The 17,538-nt window shown below is 63.6% G+C and carries 9 protein-coding genes; 8 read left to right on the top strand and 1 reads right to left on the bottom strand.

Going from position 1 to position 17,538, the window contains the following annotated elements:
* Positions 1 to 110: 110 nt before the first annotated feature.
* The 8 genes from ACFSJC_RS06335 to ACFSJC_RS06300 all read left to right on the top strand — a co-directional run bounded on the left by ACFSJC_RS06335 (position 111) and on the right by ACFSJC_RS06300 (position 15,990).
* Entirely contained in the window at positions 111 to 668 is a 558-nt protein-coding gene (locus ACFSJC_RS06335) for a thioredoxin family protein (RefSeq protein WP_386024802.1), read from the top strand.
* Positions 669 to 1,008: 340 nt separating this feature from the next.
* Positions 1,009 to 3,036 (top strand): transketolase, encoded by a 2,028-nt coding sequence (gene tkt, locus ACFSJC_RS06330; protein ID WP_465324926.1) that lies wholly within the window; start codon positions 1,009 to 1,011, stop codon positions 3,034 to 3,036.
* Between the two features lie 138 nt (positions 3,037 to 3,174).
* Positions 3,175 to 4,176 carry a type I glyceraldehyde-3-phosphate dehydrogenase gene (gap, locus tag ACFSJC_RS06325; protein WP_386024796.1) on the top strand — a complete coding sequence of 334 codons (1,002 nt, stop codon included), beginning with the start codon at positions 3,175 to 3,177 and terminating at the stop codon, positions 4,174 to 4,176.
* 151 nt (positions 4,177 to 4,327) lie between these two features.
* Positions 4,328 to 5,509 carry a phosphoglycerate kinase gene (locus ACFSJC_RS06320; RefSeq protein WP_386024793.1) on the top strand — a complete coding sequence of 394 codons (1,182 nt, stop codon included), beginning with the start codon at positions 4,328 to 4,330 and terminating at the stop codon, positions 5,507 to 5,509.
* Positions 5,510 to 5,593: 84 nt separating this feature from the next.
* Positions 5,594 to 7,036 (top strand): pyruvate kinase, encoded by a 1,443-nt coding sequence (gene pyk / locus ACFSJC_RS06315; protein ID WP_386024790.1) that lies wholly within the window; start codon positions 5,594 to 5,596, stop codon positions 7,034 to 7,036.
* Between the two features lie 225 nt (positions 7,037 to 7,261).
* Positions 7,262 to 8,326, top strand: coding sequence for a class II fructose-bisphosphate aldolase (fba, locus tag ACFSJC_RS06310; protein WP_386024787.1), 1,065 nt, complete (start codon positions 7,262 to 7,264; stop codon positions 8,324 to 8,326).
* Positions 8,327 to 9,072: 746 nt separating this feature from the next.
* A complete protein-coding gene (locus ACFSJC_RS06305) occupies positions 9,073 to 12,390 on the top strand; it encodes an EAL domain-containing protein (protein ID WP_386024784.1) in 3,318 nt (1,105 codons plus the stop codon).
* Positions 12,391 to 12,594: 204 nt separating this feature from the next.
* Complete coding sequence (locus ACFSJC_RS06300) at positions 12,595 to 15,990, top strand: transglutaminase family protein (RefSeq protein ID WP_386024781.1); 3,396 nt, start codon at positions 12,595 to 12,597, stop codon at positions 15,988 to 15,990.
* A 40-nt stretch (positions 15,991 to 16,030) separates the two neighbouring features.
* Here ACFSJC_RS06300 and ACFSJC_RS06295 read toward each other — a convergent pair whose 3' ends face one another.
* Positions 16,031 to 17,494, bottom strand: coding sequence for a protein adenylyltransferase SelO (locus tag ACFSJC_RS06295; protein ID WP_386024778.1), 1,464 nt, complete (start codon positions 17,492 to 17,494; stop codon positions 16,031 to 16,033).
* Positions 17,495 to 17,538 lie beyond the last annotated feature (44 nt).

Raw genomic sequence — 17,538 nt, 5'->3', positions numbered from 1 at the left:
TTGCAACACGACGGAAAACCCGGGCACCCGCCTAATGTATTTGGAATCGTCCGCCATTCCGTTAACATGCAAGCAAGCTGGTAACCTACCAACCCACTCGGAGGTTCTGCATGGCTTCGACCGAAACACCCGTCTGCGACTTCGGACTCCCCGCTCCCGACTTCGCCCTCCCAGGGGTCGACGGCAAGACCTGGACCCGCGACCAATGCAAGGGCGAGCGCGGGCTCCTGGTCATGTTCATCTGCAACCATTGCCCCTATGTCAAGGCCGTGCGCGACCGGATTGTGCGCGACACCCGCGAGCTGGCAAAACTCAGCATCGGCTGCGTTGCCATCATGTCGAACGACACCGCCGACTACCCTGAGGATTCGTTCGACAACATGAAACGGGTCGCCGAGGAGTTCGACTTCCCCTTCCCCTATCTGTTGGACGAAACCCAGGAGATCGCCCAGGCCTACGGAGCCGTCTGCACGCCCGACTTCTTCGGCTACGACGCCGATCTGGGCCTGCAATACCGCGGACGCCTAGACGCCAGCCGCAAGGAGGCCGCCGCGCCCGACGTGCGCCGCGACCTGTTCGAGGCCATGAAACAGGTGGCCGAGACCGGCTCGGGACCGGCCGACCAGATCCCCAGCATTGGCTGCTCCATCAAATGGCGAGAGCGCTGAGCACAAAGAATGGAACACGCGGCGGCGGAAAGGGCTGGCTATTTCCGCCGCCAATTCTTAATATTAGAAACTCATAAACAACCTTCGACGACGATACGCCTGTTTCGATTCCTGGATCCAAGCCTTTTGTTTTGGTCCAGAATGGGCGTTCATCGAAGACAGAAAGGCTGGACAATCTCGCTCGCGCAGACAAGCACTCGACACCAAGAACAACGACCGCGCCAGACGCGGATGCGAGCCCACGAACCACTTTCCGACGCTGCGTCACCACCCGTCTCGACGCCCCTGTCTCCCACAGGTCGCGGACGGCTGCGGCCAGCGTAACGCTTTGGTCACCGTCATCAATCTTCAGGAGGGGCCCATGTCCTCACGCAAAGAACTTGCAAATGCCATCCGAGCACTCGCCATGGACGCCGTGCAGAAGGCCAACTCAGGCCATCCAGGAGCACCGATGGGAATGGCGGATATCGCCGAGGTACTGTGGAACGACTTCATGACCCACAATCCCGCGAATCCGGACTGGGCCGACCGCGACCGCTTCGTGCTCTCCAACGGTCACGGATCCATGCTGATCTACTCCCTGCTGCACCTGACCGGCTACGATCTCGGGATCGAGGACCTCAAGCAGTTCCGCCAGCTCCACTCCAAGACCCCTGGCCACCCCGAGTACGGCTATGCGCCCGGCGTCGAGACCACCACCGGCCCGCTCGGACAGGGCATCACCAACGCCGTTGGCATGGCGCTGGCCGAGAAGACCCTCGCGGCCCAGTTCAACAAGCCGGGTCATGAGATCGTCGATCATTACACCTACGCCTTCCTGGGCGACGGCTGTCTGATGGAAGGTATCTCGCACGAGGCCTGCTCGCTCGCCGGCGCCCTGGGGCTGGGCAAGTTGATCGCCTTCTACGACGACAACAACATCTCCATCGACGGCGAGGTGCGCGGCCATGGCGACACCCCCGGCTGGTTCCTCGACGACACCCCAAAGCGCTTCGAGGCCTACGGCTGGCACGTCATCCCCAAGGTCGACGGTCACGATCCGGAGGCCGTCAAGGCGGCGATCGAGCAGGCGCGCGCCATCGACGACAAGCCGACCCTCATCTGCTGCCAGACCATCATCGGTTTCGGCTCGCCCAACAAGCAGGGCAAGGAAGAGTGTCACGGCGCCGCGCTGGGCGAGGACGAGATCGCGCTGACCCGCGAGAATCTGGGCTGGAATCATCCACCCTTCGTCATCCCAGAGAGCATCTATCAGAACTGGGACGCCCGCGAGCGCGGTGCGGCGGCGGAAGCGTCCTGGGACAAGCGGTTTGCAGCCTACGCCAAGGACTACCCGACCGAGGCGGCCGAGTTCAAACGCCGCATGTCCGGCGATCTGCCTGCCGACTGGTCCGAAAAGGCCGACGCCTTCATCGCGTCCGTGGTCGAGAAGGCCGAGACCATCGCCTCGCGCAAGGCCTCGCAGAACACGCTCAACGGCTTTGGCCCCCTGCTGCCCGAACTGCTCGGCGGCTCGGCCGACCTGGCTGGCTCCAATCTGACACTGTGGAAGGGCTGCAAGGGCATCGCCCCGAAGGACGCCTCGGGCAACTACGTCTTCTATGGGGTACGTGAATTCGGCATGTCCGCCATCATGAACGGCATCGCACTGCACGGCGGCTTCGTCCCCTACGGCGCGACCTTCCTCATGTTCTCGGAATACGCGCGCAACGCGCTGCGCATGGCGGCCCTGATGAAGATCCCCACCATCTTCGTCTATACCCATGACTCCATTGGCCTGGGCGAGGACGGTCCGACCCATCAGCCGGTCGAGCAGATTCCGACCCTGCGCATGATTCCCAATATGAGCGTCTGGCGTCCCTGCGACGCGGTCGAGTCGGCCGTCTCCTGGAAGCTGGCCATCGAGCGCAAGAGCGGTCCCTCCTGCCTCATCTTCTCGCGCCAGAACCTGGCCCACATGACGCGTAGCGAGGCTCAAATCGCGGACATCGCACGCGGAGGCTACGTGCTGCGCGACTGCGAAGGCACCCCGGACGCCATCATCATCGCCACCGGCTCCGAGGTGGATCTGGCGGTCAAGGCGGCCGAGGCCATGAGCGACACAGCGATCCGCGTCGTCTCCATGCCCTCGACCAATGCCTTCGACGCCCAGGACGCGGCCTACAAGGAGTCCGTGCTGCCCAAGGCCGTCACCGCCCGCATCGCGGTCGAGGCCGCAGTCACCGACGGCTGGTGGAAATACGTGGGCAGCCAGGGCGCCGTGCTGGGCATCGACCGCTTCGGCGAGTCGGCCCCGGCCGGCGCGCTCATGAAGGAATTCGGCTTCACCGTCGAGAAGCTGGTCGAGACGGTGAAGGGCGTACTCTGACCCCTACGCCAACCCGACCAAGGACCCCGAAGGCATGGGATCGCCGATTCCCCGGCGATCCAAACGGATCTCAATTCTGCAACTGAGGCGTCATTGGGGTCACAATTGTATTTCCGATCTATCTAGGAGTTTTCTCGCATGACCATCAAAGTTGGCATCAATGGTTTCGGTCGTATCGGTCGCATGGCGTTCCGCGCTATCACCAAGGAGTTTTCCGAGATCGAAGTCGTTGCCATCAACGACCTGCTCGACCCCGAGTACCTGGCCTACATGCTCAAGTACGACTCGGTTCACGGCAACTTCCCGGGCGACATCGCCGTCGACGGCAACACCATGATCGTCAATGGCAAGAAGATCCGCCTGACCGCCGAACGGGATCCCGCCAACCTCAAGTGGGACGAGGTCGGTGCCGAGCTGGTCATCGAATCCACCGGCTTCTTCCTGACCACCGAGTCCTGCCAGAAGCACCTCGACGCCGGTGCCAAGAAGGTCGTGCAGAGCGCACCGTCGAAGGACGCAACCCCCATGTTCGTCTACGGCGTCAACCACAAAGACTACGACGGCCAGGCCATCCTCTCGGCCGCCTCCTGCACCACCAACTGCCTGGCCCCGGTGGCCAAGGTGCTGCACGACAACTGGGGCATCAAACGCGGCCTCATGACCACGGTCCACGCCGCCACCGCCACCCAGAAGACCGTCGACGGCCCCTCGATGAAGGACTGGCGCGGTGGACGCGGCATCCTGGAGAACATCATCCCCTCCTCCACCGGAGCAGCCAAGGCGGTCGGCAAGGTGCTGCCCGAGCTCAACGGCAAGCTGACCGGCATGTCCTTCCGCGTGCCCACCTCCGACGTCTCGGTCGTCGACCTCACCGTCGAACTGAACAAGGACGCCAAGTACGAAGACATCTGCGCCGCCATGAAGACCGCCTCCGAATCCGGCGACCTGGCTGGCGTACTGGCCTACACCGACGAGAAGGTCGTCTCGACCGACTTCCGTGGCTGCGGCAACCCATCCATCTTCGACTCAGGGGCCGGCATCGCGCTGGACGGCACCTTCATCAAGGTCGTCGCCTGGTACGACAACGAATACGGCTACACCTGCAACATGCTGCGATTGGTCGAGTTCGTGACTAAGTAAGCCACCAGCGGCCAGCTTTCAGCCACCAGCCTACAGCCATCCGGCTGGAAGCTAGTGGCTGGCGGCTGGCAGCTCCCCGCCAGGGGCTTCAGGCAAGGCCCACCTTGGACCTGAATCCTTTAACCATAACAACGACTCACGAGGATCGCTCATGTCCTTCATCAAGCTCACCGACCTGGACCTGGCAGGGAAACGGGTTCTGATCCGTTCCGATCTCAACGTCCCGGTCAAGAACGGCAAGGTCACGTCCGACGCGCGCATCAGCGCCTCCATGCCCACCTTCGAGCGCTGCATCAAGGCCGGAGCCAAGGTGATGGTGATGTCCCACTTGGGTCGACCGGAGGAAGGCGTCTACTCGGAGGAAAATTCGCTCAAACCGGTCGCCGAAGACCTGAGCGCCAAGATGGGCCGCGAGGTCCGTCTGATCGCAGACTATCTGGACCAGGCCCCCGAGGTCGCCGACGGCGAGCTGGTGCTGCTCGAAAACGTCCGCTTCAACAAGGGCGAAAAGAAGGATGCCGAGGATCTGGCCAAGCAGTACGCCGCGCTCTGCGACGTCTTCGTCATGGACGCCTTCGGCACCGCTCACCGCGCCCAGGCATCGACCCATGGTGTCGGCAAGTTCGCCCCCGCCGCCTGCGCCGGCCTGCTGCTGGCCGAGGAACTGGACGCGCTGCGTAAGGCCCTGGCCAACCCGGCCCGCCCCATGGTCGCCATCGTCGGCGGATCCAAGGTCTCGACCAAGCTGACCGTGCTCGAAGCCCTGTCCGAAAAGGTCGATCAGCTCGTGGTCGGCGGCGGCATCGCCAACACCTTCCTCGCGGCGGCCGGTCACAACGTCGGCAAGTCGCTGTGCGAGCATGACCTGATCCCGACCGCCCAGGCGCTCATGGAGAAGATGACTGCGCGCGGCGCGACCATCCCGATCGCCACCGACGTGGTCTGCGGCAAACAGTTCGACGAGAACGAGCCGGCCGTCGCCAAATCGGCCTCCGAGGTCGCCGACGACGACATGATCTTCGACATCGGCCCGGACTCGGCCCAGGCGCTGGCCGACATCATCGCCAAGGCGGGAACCATCGTCTGGAACGGCCCGGTCGGCGTGTTCGAATTCGACCAGTTCGGCGCAGGCACCAAGACCGTCTCCCTGGCCATCGCCAATGCCGACGGCTTCAGTCTGGCCGGTGGCGGCGACACCATCGCGGCGATTCAGAAATACGACATCTACGATAAGGTGTCCTACATCTCGACCGCCGGCGGCGCCTTCCTCGAATACCTGGAAGGCAAGACCCTGCCGGCGGTCGCCATGCTCGAAGCACGGGCGAAGGACTGAGCAGCCACCAGCCACCAGCGATCAGCCTCCAGCCATCGGCCGGAGCAGCTGGCTGCTGGAGGCTGAGAGCTGGAGGCTACACGAATGCCAAGACGCACCAAGATCGTCGCAACCCTGGGTCCGGCAACGGATCCGGTTCCCGTCACCGACGCCATCCTCGCCGCCGGTGTGGATGTCGTCCGTCTCAACCTGTCTCACGACAGCCACGACCGCCATCGCGAGCGCGCCCAGCGCATCCGCGAGCGCGCCCAAGCCGCCGGGCACGAAATCGCCATTCTGATGGACCTGCAGGGTCCCAAGATCCGCATCGGCAAATTCACCGAAGGCAAGATCCAGCTCGGTCACGGCGATGCCTTCGCCATCGACATCCACTGCGGGATCGAGGACGGCAGCCAAACGCAGGTGGGAACCACCTATACCCAATTGCCCGAGGACGTCCGGCACGGCGACACCTTGCTGCTGGATGACGGCTCCATCGAGCTCTGGGTCGACTCGGTCGCCAACGGCCGTATCGACTGCAAGGTGGTCGTCGGCGGAGCGCTCTCGAACAACAAGGGCATCAACAAAAAGGGCGGCGGACTCTCGGCCCCGGCCCTGACCGATAAGGACAAGGACGACATCCGCTTCGCCGCCGACCTCGACGCCGACTATCTGGCGGTCTCCTTCGTGCGCAACGCGGAAGATGTCCGCCTCGCCCGCGAACTCTTCCATCAGGCGGGCGGGCGCGGCGGCATCGTGGCCAAGATCGAGCGCGCCGAATCGCTGAAATGCATCGATGAGATCATCAACGCCGCCGATGCCATCATGGTGGCGCGCGGCGATCTGGGGGTCGAAATCGGCGACGCCGAATTGCCGGCCGTGCAGAAGCATCTCATCAGCCGCGCGCGCGAACTCAACGCCGTGGTGATCACGGCGACCCAGATGATGCAGTCGATGATCGACAGCCCCATCCCGACTCGCGCCGAGGTCTTCGACGTCGCCAATGCGGTGCTCGACGGAACGGATGCCGTCATGCTCTCGGCCGAGAGCTCGATCGGCAAGAACCCGGCCAAGGTCGTCGAGGCGCTCGACCGCATCTGTCTGGAGGCGGAAAAGAGCGTGACCCGTTCCGGACATCGCCTGGACTCGGTGTTCGGGCGCGTCGACGAAGGCATCGCCATGGCGGCCATGTACACCGCCAACCATCTGGGCGTGAAGGCCATCGCCGCACTCACCGAAACCGGCTCGACGGTAAAATGGATGTCGCGCATCAGCTCGGGGATCCCGATCTACGGCATGACGCGATTCGAACCGACACGACGCAAGGTCAGACTCTTCCGGGGCGTCTATCCAGTTGCCTTCGACGTCGCGAGCACCGACATCCACGAGGTCAATCGCGAGGTGATCGAGGAACTGCTGCGCCGAGGCACCGTCCAGAACGGCGATCTGGTCATCATCACCAAGGGCGATCGCTCCGGAGTCGAAGGTCAGACCAACATCATGAAGATCATGCGGGTCGGCGAACACAAGCTACTCAACGAGGATTGAACGAGGAGCGCTACCAGCTACCAGCTACCAGCTACCAGCTACCAGCTACCAGCTACCAGCTACCAGCTACCAGCGAAAAGCCTAATTCGAAGGGGTCAATTCGTACCCTTCCCCAAGCAAGTCGAGACAGGAAACACCGAAAAGCCCGACAATCGCACGCTGGAGGCTGGCAGCTGGAGGCTGAAAGCCCCCACCAGAATCACCAATCAACAACGAGGACTATCCATGGCCCTGATTTCAATGCGTCAACTCCTGGACCACGCCGCCGAGCATGGCTATGGCGTGCCCGCCTTCAACGTCAACAACCTGGAGCAGATGCGCGCCATCATGGAGGCGGCCGATCAGACCAACTCCCCCGTCATCGTTCAGGCATCCGCAGGCGCCCGCAGCTACGCCGGCGCCCCCTTCCTACGCCATCTCATCCTCGCCGCCATCGAGGAATGGCCGCACATCCCAGTCTGCATGCACCAGGACCACGGCACCTCCATGCCCGTGTGCCAGCGCTCCATCCAGCTCGGCTTCTCCTCGGTCATGATGGACGGCTCGTTGGGCGAGGACGGCAAGACCCCGACCTCCTACGAGTACAACGTCGACATTACGCGCCGAGTCGTCGAGATCGCACACGCCTGCGGCGTCTCGGTCGAGGGCGAGCTGGGCTGCCTGGGCTCGCTCGAAACCGGCCAGGCCGGTGAAGAGGATGGCATCGGCGCCGAGGGCACGCTGAACCACAGCCAGCTCCTGACCGACCCCGAAGAGGCCGCCGACTTCGTCAAGAAGACCGGCGTCGACGCCCTGGCCATCGCCATCGGCACCTCGCACGGCGCCTACAAGTTCACCCGTCCGCCGACAGGCGACATCCTGGCCATCGAGCGCATCAAGGAAATCCATACCCGCATCCCCAACACCCATCTGGTGATGCACGGCTCCTCCTCGGTCCCGCAGGAGTGGCTCAAGATCATCGACGAGTTCGGCGGCGACATGGGCGAGACCTATGGCGTGCCGGTCGAGGAGATCGCCGAGGGTATCAAGCATGGCGTGCGCAAGGTCAACATCGACACCGACCTGCGCATGGCCTCCACTGGCGCGATCCGCAAGCATCTGGCCGAGAACCGCAAGAACTTCGACCCGCGCAAATACTTCACTGCGGCCACCAAGGCCATGAAGGACATCTGCGTCGCCCGTTACGAGGCCTTCGGCACCGCCGGCAACGCGAGCAAGATCAATGCGCTTTCCCTGGAGACCATGACCCACCGCTACGCCAAGGGTGAACTGGATCCGCAGGTAAACTGATCCGACAGACGCCCTCCGGGGGCTAAATCGAACAAAGGGGCGCTGCGGCGCCCCTTTTTTATTGGCTTATCCGACACGCCGAACGCGCACCGGAGACCCATATTGAAAGATCCGAAGCGAGGCCGTTCGTCACACGACCCTTCGACGACAATGGCGTCGACTTTGATATGCCATTCCACGACCGCATCTTTGAGAGCTTTACAACGTCCGCACGCCTCGCCGAGAACGATGCGTGGGCAGAAATCGGTCTGATGATCGTGCGCAGGGCGATACAGCGAATCAGTAGACGTATTTGAGCCAAAGACATACCAGACACGGGTGCAACCGTCCCTTCCATCTGGAGTTGCCGCAATGAATCCTGGCGACCGACAGCGGACAGCCGCATCCCTATGCGCCCGCAGCATGATGCGCAATCCGGTCGAAAACGCGCACAACGGCCCGGCAACGCAGGAATGGATCCCGCAGTGGGAGCCCCAAAAGCCGCAACCACTTATGATGCTCTTGGACCTCAGGCGACTCTGCGTAGACGGACGCGAAGCCCTGCGTCGACGGCACGAGAACCCCACCATTCAATCGCATCCGGTCGCGACCCTGACCACCGCTGAGGAAGACCAAAACAAAGCGGAATACCGCATCTACATTCCTTTCTACACATCAAGCCGGTCAAGCATGAGACGTTCGTCGAGGTCACGCCCCAGATCGATCTCTACCGGTGCCTGCTGAACCATCCGCCGAGTTGAACCCCCATGCGCGTCCTGCACATCGAAGACAACCTGGCCGACCTCGACCTGACCCGTCGTTGGCTGGAGCAAACCGCCCCCGATATCCAGTTGGAGCAGGTCCCGACCCGAGCCGCAGCCGTCGAGCGACTCTCGAACGGATCGCATTGGGATCTGGCCCTGATCGATCTGCGTCTTCCGGACGGATCCGGCATGGATCTACTGGCCTGGATTCGGGAGCGGAAACAGGGAATCGCGGTGGTGATGATCACCGGATCGGGCGACCAGGATGCCGCGATCTCCGCCCTGCGAGCCGGCGCGGACGACTATCTCGTCAAGGGCGTAACCGCTTTGGAGCGACTACCGACGACGCTACGCGATGCCAGACAGCGTTTCGACGCCGCACATGCCTCGCGTTCAGGCCCCATTCGCGTGCTCTACGCCGAACATCCCGGCATCGACACCGATCTCACGCTCCGACATCTAGCCCGCTTCGCCCCCCATATTCATCTGACTCCAGTCGCAAACGCCGAAGAGGCATTGGCGCGACTGCCGCTCGATCCCGACAGCAAACCCGATTTCGACGCACTGATCCTCGACTACCATCCGCCCAGACTCGATGCGCTGGACACCCTCAAGATCCTGCGTTCCGAGCGCCGCCTGGACATCCCCGTGGTCCTGGTCACCGGACAGGGCAGCGAGGAGATCGCAGCCCGCGCCATCCATCTCGGCGCCAATGACTATGTATCCAAGCATCCCGGCTATCTCCACAAGCTTCCGGCAACCCTGGAGAAGGTGCTCAACGAGACGCAGCTGGTCCGTGAGCGCGCCAATTTGCGCTCCGCCGCGCGTCGGCTCGATATGGCATTGGCCGCCAGCCCGGTCGTGCTCTACGCCCGCCGCCTCGATCGTCCGGGCCTGCCGCTGACCTGGGTGAGCGATAACGTCCAACGGTTCGGATACGACACCGAACAGGCACTGGATCAGGACTGGTGGACCACCCATCTGCACCCGGACGACCGCGACTCGGCCCATGCCGCACTCGAAACACTCCTGGAAACGGGAAGCCTAGTGCAGGACTATCGCCTACTGGATAGCCAGGGCCGAATCCGCTGGATCCACGACGAACTGCGCCTCCCCGATCCGGGTGAACGTCAGAACGGCGAGGCGACCGGAGCCTGGAGCGATGTCACCGAATCCAAGCAGGCCGAGCTGCTGCGCAACGCGCGTCTCACGGTGCTGAACGCGCTCATCGAGGATCAGCCCCTCGTCGACATTCTGGACAGAATCGCAACCCAACTGGAGGACCTCTATCGGGACACACAGGTCTCGATACGGGTACTGGAAGACAGACTGCTTCCATGCAGCCAGGACGACGACCCGGAACAGGCCCGGTTCAAGGTCGAGCCCGACCACGACGATCCGGCGCTGATCGAGCTGGATACCAGCGACGGCGCGGCCGGGTATCCGAGCAGCGCACCCGTGCCCGGCTGGTCGATTCCCTTTCAAGACGCCAGCGGAGCCCCGATCGGCAACTTCAGCGTGAGATATGCCGAGCCGCGCATGCCAGCACCGGGCGAATGCAATCTGATCCTTGAGTTCGGCTGTCTCGCCCAGCTCGCGGTGACCCGAATCAAGGCCGAAACTCAGCTGCGACTGGCTGCGACCGTCTTCGAATGCGCCCGCGAAGGGGTCATCATCACCGATCTCGACAGCAATATCATCGCGGTCAATCCAGCCTACACGGACATCACCGGCTACAGCGCCGAAGAGGTGCGCGGCCAAACGCCGCGCATCCTGCGCTCCGGACGCCAGGATGACTCCTTCTATCAGACCCTATGGGCCAACATCACCAACAGCGGACATTGGCAGGGCGAAGTCTGGAACCGGCGCAAGAGCGGCGAGCTCTATCCGCAATTGCTCAGCATCAGCGCCGTCTACGACCCCCAGGGCACCCCCACGCACTATGTCGGCGTCATGACCGACATCAGTCAGATCAAACGCTCGGAGGAGCGACTCGAGCATCTGGTACATTTCGACCCGCTGACCAATCTACCCAATCGGCGCCTGGTGCTCTCGCGGCTGCATCACGCCATCGAGCAAACCGAACGCAGTCGCCGTCGCGTCGCCGTCCTCTTCCTCGATCTGGACCGATTCAAGAACGTCAACGACAGCCTGGGGCATCCGGTCGGCGATGAATTGCTGCAGGCACTGACACAGCGCCTGCGCAAACACCTGAGGGAAGAGGACACGCTTGGCCGGCTGGGTGGCGACGAGTTTCTGATATTGCTCGAAAGCCTCGAACGCCCGGAGGATGCAGGCAAGGTCGCGCGCGTTCTTCTGCAACTGCTGCAGGAGCCCTTCGAGCTGCCGAGCGGCCCGGTGCTCTACATCGGCGCCAGCATCGGGATCAGCATTTTCCCCGACGACGGCAAATCGGTCACCGAACTCGTCAAGCACGCCGACGTTGCCATGTATCAGGCCAAGGAACAGGGGCGCAACACCTACCGTTTCTATACCTCGACCCTGACCATCGCCGCCAACGAGCGTCTGGAGCTGGACGCGAGATTGAGGCGCGCCCTGACCAACGAGGAATTCGTCCTTCACTACCAGCCGCAGTTCGACAACCTGACCGGGATGCTGATCGGATGCGAGGCGCTGGTGCGCTGGCACTCGCCCGAGGATGGACTCATTGCCCCCGATCGCTTCATCCCTCTCGCCGAGGAGACGGGTCTCATCGTGCAACTCGGCGACTGGGTGCTGCAGACCGCCTGCGCGCAGCACAAACTCTGGCTCGACAATGGACTGCCGGACATCATGATCGCCGTAAACCTGTCGGCGAGACAGCTCCAGCAACAGGATTTCGCCAAGCGGGTCGCCGCCATACTCGACGCGACAGGCCTGCCGGCCGAGCGGCTCACGCTGGAACTGACCGAAAGCATGATCATGCTCCCAGGCGAGCAGGCCATCGAACTGCTACGCGAACTCAAGGCGCTGGGACTCAAGCTCTCGATCGACGATTTCGGCACCGGCTATTCGTCACTGGCCTATCTCAAGCGTCTACCGATCGACGAGCTCAAAATCGATCAAGGCTTCGTCCGCGATATCCCACAGGACCGCAACGACATGGAGATCGCGGCCACCATCATCGCCATGGCCCGCAACCTCAACCTCAAGGTCATCGCCGAGGGCGTCGAGACGAAACAGCAGATGGAATTCCTCACCCTACAGGGATGCCACGGCTGCCAGGGATACCTGCTTGGCCATCCGCTGACACCGGAGGCATTCATCGAGCGACTCCTGCATGCCCCAGACAGGTTGCGACCGGAGATCGCTCGTCTGTGAAGCGCGACCATTGCGCCGACCGCCCTCGATCCAGTCCCGACTCCATGCATGGAGGTCCGTCACGCATGGAGACAAGACAATGTCACCCATTTGTGGGATCTTAGACCCATCGGATCGAGACCCTTGCCAATCTGACATCGGCCTCGGCCTCTGGCGCACCCATCGCCGTCTTCCCCATCTCTCAGCCTTTGGAAGTCCTCCCCGATGTCCATTCTGGTTGCTCTAAACCATAAGACCGAATACCGCTTCGATCGCTCAGTCGGCCTCTCGCCACACGTGGTGCGACTGCGCCCGGCGCCGCACTGTCGCACCCCCATCCGGTCCTACACGCTCAAGATCGAACCCGAAACGTACTTCGTCAATTGGCAGCAGGATGCATTCGGCAACTACCTGGCACGCCTGACCTTTCCCGAGAAGACCCGCAAGCTCTCGATCGAGGTCGATGTGATCGCCGAGATGATCACCATCAACCCCTTCGATTTCTTCCTGGAAGACTACGCCCACGATTATCCATTCGAGTACGAGCCGCATCTGCGCAAAGAGCTGCTGCCTTACCTGGAGATCAGCGAAGACGGCCCGCTGCTGACCGAATGGCTGGCGAGCGTCGATCGCAAGCCCCGCCCGACGGTCGATTTCCTGGTCGAGATCAACCAGCGACTGCAGCAGAACATCGGCTACGTCATCCGCATGGAACCGGGCGTTCAGACCTGCGAACAGACGCTCGGCACCCGTCGCGGCTCCTGCCGCGACAGCGGCTGGCTGCTGGTGCAGATCCTGCGCCATCTGGGGCTGGCCGCGCGCTTCGTCTCCGGCTATCTGGTCCAACTCACGGCGGACGTCAAATCGCTCGACGGCCCATCCGGTCCCGAGCGCGATTTCACCGACCTGCATGCCTGGGCCGAGGTCTATGTACCGGGCGCCGGCTGGATCGGGCTCGACCCCACCTCCGGGCTCTTCGCAGGCGAGGGGCATATTCCGCTCGCCTGCACGCCCGCGCCGCGTAGCGCCGCCCCCATTGCCGGGGCGACAGACCGCTGCGAGGTCGAGTTCTATTTCCACAATCGCATCGAACGTATCCACGAAGACCCGCGGGTCACCAAGCCCTACACCGCCGAGCAGTGGGAGGCGATCGAGGCGCTCGGGCACCAGGTCGACGCCGAACTGGAGGCCAACGACGTGCGCCTGACCATGGGCGGCGAACCGACCTTCGTCTCCATCGACGACATGGACGGCGCCGAGTGGAACACGGCCGCGCTCGGCCCAACCAAGAAGATCCTCGCCGAGGACCTGCTGATCCGGCTCAAGAAGCGGTTCGCGCCCGGCGGGCTGCTGCACCTTGGCCAGGGCAAGTGGTATCCGGGCGAACAGCTGCCGCGCTGGGCGCTCACCTGTTACTGGCGCAAGGACGATCAGCCCGTGTGGCGCGATCCAAGCCTGCTCGGCCAGGAGAACACCAGCTACGGACACGGCCCCGCCGAAGCCGAGGCATTCATCCGCACGCTCGCCCGCCATCTGGGCGTCGATCCGGATCATGCCTCCAAGGCGCACGAGGACGTCTGGTATTACATGTGGAAGGAGGCGCGGTTGCCGGCCAACGTCGACCCGCTGGACAACAAGCTCAAGGACCCCAACGAACGCAAACGGCTCTCCCGCCTGTTCGACCAGGGACTCAACAAGGTCACGGGCTACGTGCTGCCCTTGCGTTGGTGGGGATTCGGAACCGAAGGGGGCTGGCGCAGCGGCCGCTGGACCTTCCGCGAGGGCAACCTCTTCCTCATCCCAGGCGACTCGCCGATGGGTTTCCGTTTGCCCTTGGACGCCCTGCCCTATGTCCCGGACAGCGAGCTCGATCCCGTCCCCGAACGCAATCCCTTCGAACCGACCGAGCCTCTACGCTCGCCCTTCGACGAGGTCACGCGCCGCTACAGCCGTCTGGTCGAACCGACCCAGACACCCCAGAACCTGCGCGAACAGGGCGCGAATCCGCGCGACCTGGCCGCGCGCTACGGCCGACTCACGTCGGCCGACACCTCGCACCAGCCCTTGCAGACCCAGGTCGCGTTGCGCGCCGACCTGCATCCGGATCTGATCCGCACCGCCCTCTGCGTCGAGCCGCGCGAGGGCCGACTCTACTGCTTCCTGCCCCCGCTGACCCATCTGGAGCACTGGCTGGATCTCGCCATGTGCATCGAGGACACGGCGGCAGAGCTCGGCATGCCCATCATCATCGAGGGCTACGAACCGCCGCGCGATCCACGTCTGCAAAAGCTTGCGGTCACACCGGATCCCGGCGTCATCGAGGTCAACATCCATCCGGCCGAGAGCTGGGACCAGACGGTGCGCGATACCCACATCATCTACGAAGAGGCACGACTCGCCCGGCTCGGCACCGAGAAGTTCATGCTCGACGGACGCCACACCGGCACCGGCGGCGGCAACCATGTCACCCTCGGCGGCCCGACCCCGGCAGACAGCCCGCTGTTGCGCAAGCCGGACCTGGTGCAGAGCCTGATCTCCTATTGGCAGCACCACCCGAGCCTGTCCTATCTCTTCTCGGGACTCTTCATCGGCCCGACCAGTCAGGCCCCAAGGGTCGACGAGGCGCGCGACGACCGACTCTACGAGCTCGACATCGCCTTCCAGCAGATGCCGCCCGGCGAGGTGCCGCAACCCTGGGTCGTCGACCGCATCCTGCGCAACCTGCTGACCGACGTCACCGGCAACACCCACCGCACCGAGTTCTGTATCGACAAGCTCTACTCGCCGGACAGCGCCTCCGGGCGTCAGGGACTGGTGGAGTTCCGTGGCTTCGAGATGCCGCCACATCCGCGCATGAGCCTGGCCCAGGTCCTGCTGCTGCGCACCCTGGTCGCCCGTTTCTGGAAGGAACCCTATCGACGCAAGCCCATCCGCTGGGGCACCGAGCTGCACGACCGTTTCCTGCTGCCGCACTTCGCACGCCAGGATTTCGAGGACGTCATCTGCGACATGCGCCGCGCCGGTTATCCGATCGAGACCGAGTGGTTCGATCCCTTCTTCGAGTTCCGCTTCCCGCATTACGGGGACCTGGTCACCGAAAACGGGATCAACATGGAGCTGCGCGCCGCCATCGAACCCTGGCACGTCCTGGGCGAAGAGGTAACGGCCCAGGGCACCTCTCGCTTCGTCGACAGCTCGGTCGAACGCATGCAGGTGAAGGTGAACGGCATGGTCAGCGACCGGCACGTCCTGGTCTGCAACGGTCGCCGCGTCCCGCTGCGCCCGACGGGGAAACGGGCCGAATTCGTCGCAGGCGTACGTTTCAAGGCATGGAGCCCGCCGTCCGGACTGCATCCGACCATCCCGAGCCACAACCCGCTCACCTTCGAGATCGTCGATCTCTGGAACCGCAGAAGCCTTGGCGGCTGCACCTACTACGTCGCCCACCCGGGCGGGCGCAGCTACGACACCTTCCCGGTCAACGCCTATGAGGCCGAAGGTCGGCGCATTGCCCGTTTCAGTCAGATGGGCCATACGCCGGGCGCGATCGACCCACCACCGGAGGAACCGGCCGGCGAGCATCCCTACACGCTGGATCTGAGATACCGGCCGGGGTGCTGACCGACGACCGGGGCGGCCGAGCCGTCCCGGTCAACCGGCCTCAGGTCCCGCAGAAGGTCTGCCGTACCACCTGATGCGGCTCGGGAGGCGCGCCATAGCACTGCGTCTCGGGCCGTTCCTCCCAGGGATTGGCGAGCACCGCCGACAGACGCTCGAATGGATCGAAATCGCCCTCGACCGCCGCGTCGAGGGCCTCCTCCACACGATGGTTGCGTGGAATCACCAGCGGGTTCGCACGACGCATCCGATCCAGACGCTCGCTGGAATCCGCCTCCTCACGTCCCAGTCGATCACGCCACCGCCCGGCCCATTCCGAAAGCGGATCGCCCGTGCCCGAGCCAAACGGAGCCGCCGCTTCACCCGTCTCGACCATCAGGGTCAATGCACTGAAGCTGTTGGTGAAATCGGCACCGGTCTCGGCCATGCCATCGAGCAGGCCCGTGATGAGCGGGCCATCCGCATCCTCTGATTCGAGCAGGCCGAGCTTGGCCCGAAAGACGTCCAGATAGGCGTGCTCGAAACGCTCGGAAAAGCCGTCGATCGCGCCCTGAGCCAGACTCAGAGCGTGCTCCTGATCCTCATCGAGCAGCGGCAAGAGGGTCTGAGCCAGACGGGATAGATTCCATTGGGCGATACGCGGCTGATTGGCGTAGGCGTAGCGCCCTCCCCGGTCGATCGAGCTGTAGACGGTGCCCGGATGGTAATCGTCCATGAAGGCGCAAGGGCCATAGTCGATGGTCTCACCCGCGATCGAAAGGTTGTCGGTATTCATGACCCCGTGGATGAAGCCGACACCGAGCCAGCGCGCCACCAGATCGGCCTGACGCCCGATCACCTCCGTCAATAGCGCCAGATAGGGTCGATCGGTCGTCCGCGCCTCCGGATAGTGACGCTCGATGACGTAATCGGCGAGATGGCGCAAGGCATCCAGATCCCCACGCGCGGCGAAATACTCGAAGGTGCCGATACGTACATGGCTACGTGACACGCGGGTCAAAACCGCGCCAGGCATACGTGCCTCGCGGTAAACGGGCTCGCCCGTGGTCACCGCCGCCAGCGCGCGGGTCGTCGGGATACCCAGCACATGCATGGCCTCGCTGATCAGATATTCCCTCAGTACCGGTCCCAGCCAGGCGCGCCCATCACCCGCGCGCGAAAAGGGCGTGCGCCCCGCACCCTTGAGCTGAAGATCGAAACGCTCGCCGGACGGCGCAAGGATCTCGCCGAGCAGGATCGCCCGGCCGTCACCGAGCTGCGGTACGAAGTTGCCGAACTGATGCCCCGCATAGGCCATGGCCAACGGATCCGCGCCCGACGGAACCGCGTTACCGGCGAACACGGCAACGCCTTCCGGCGCGCTCAGCGCATCCGGGTCGAGCCCCAAAGCGCGCGCCAGGGGCACGTTCAGCTTGATCAGCTCGGGCTGAACCACCGGACTGGGCGGAAGTCGGGCATAGAAGCGCTCGGGTAGACGCGCGTAGCTGTTGTCGAAGACGAAGGTCATGCGGAGTTCCTCTTGATGCTCTCCGCACGATGGTGGGGGCGCCA

The sequence above is a fragment of the Thiorhodococcus fuscus genome, assembly GCF_042682685.1.
Lineage (GTDB): Bacteria > Pseudomonadota > Gammaproteobacteria > Chromatiales > Chromatiaceae > Imhoffiella > Imhoffiella fuscus.
The sequence above is the reverse complement of the archived record's forward strand: the minus strand, read 5'-3'. Positions and strand labels throughout refer to the sequence as shown.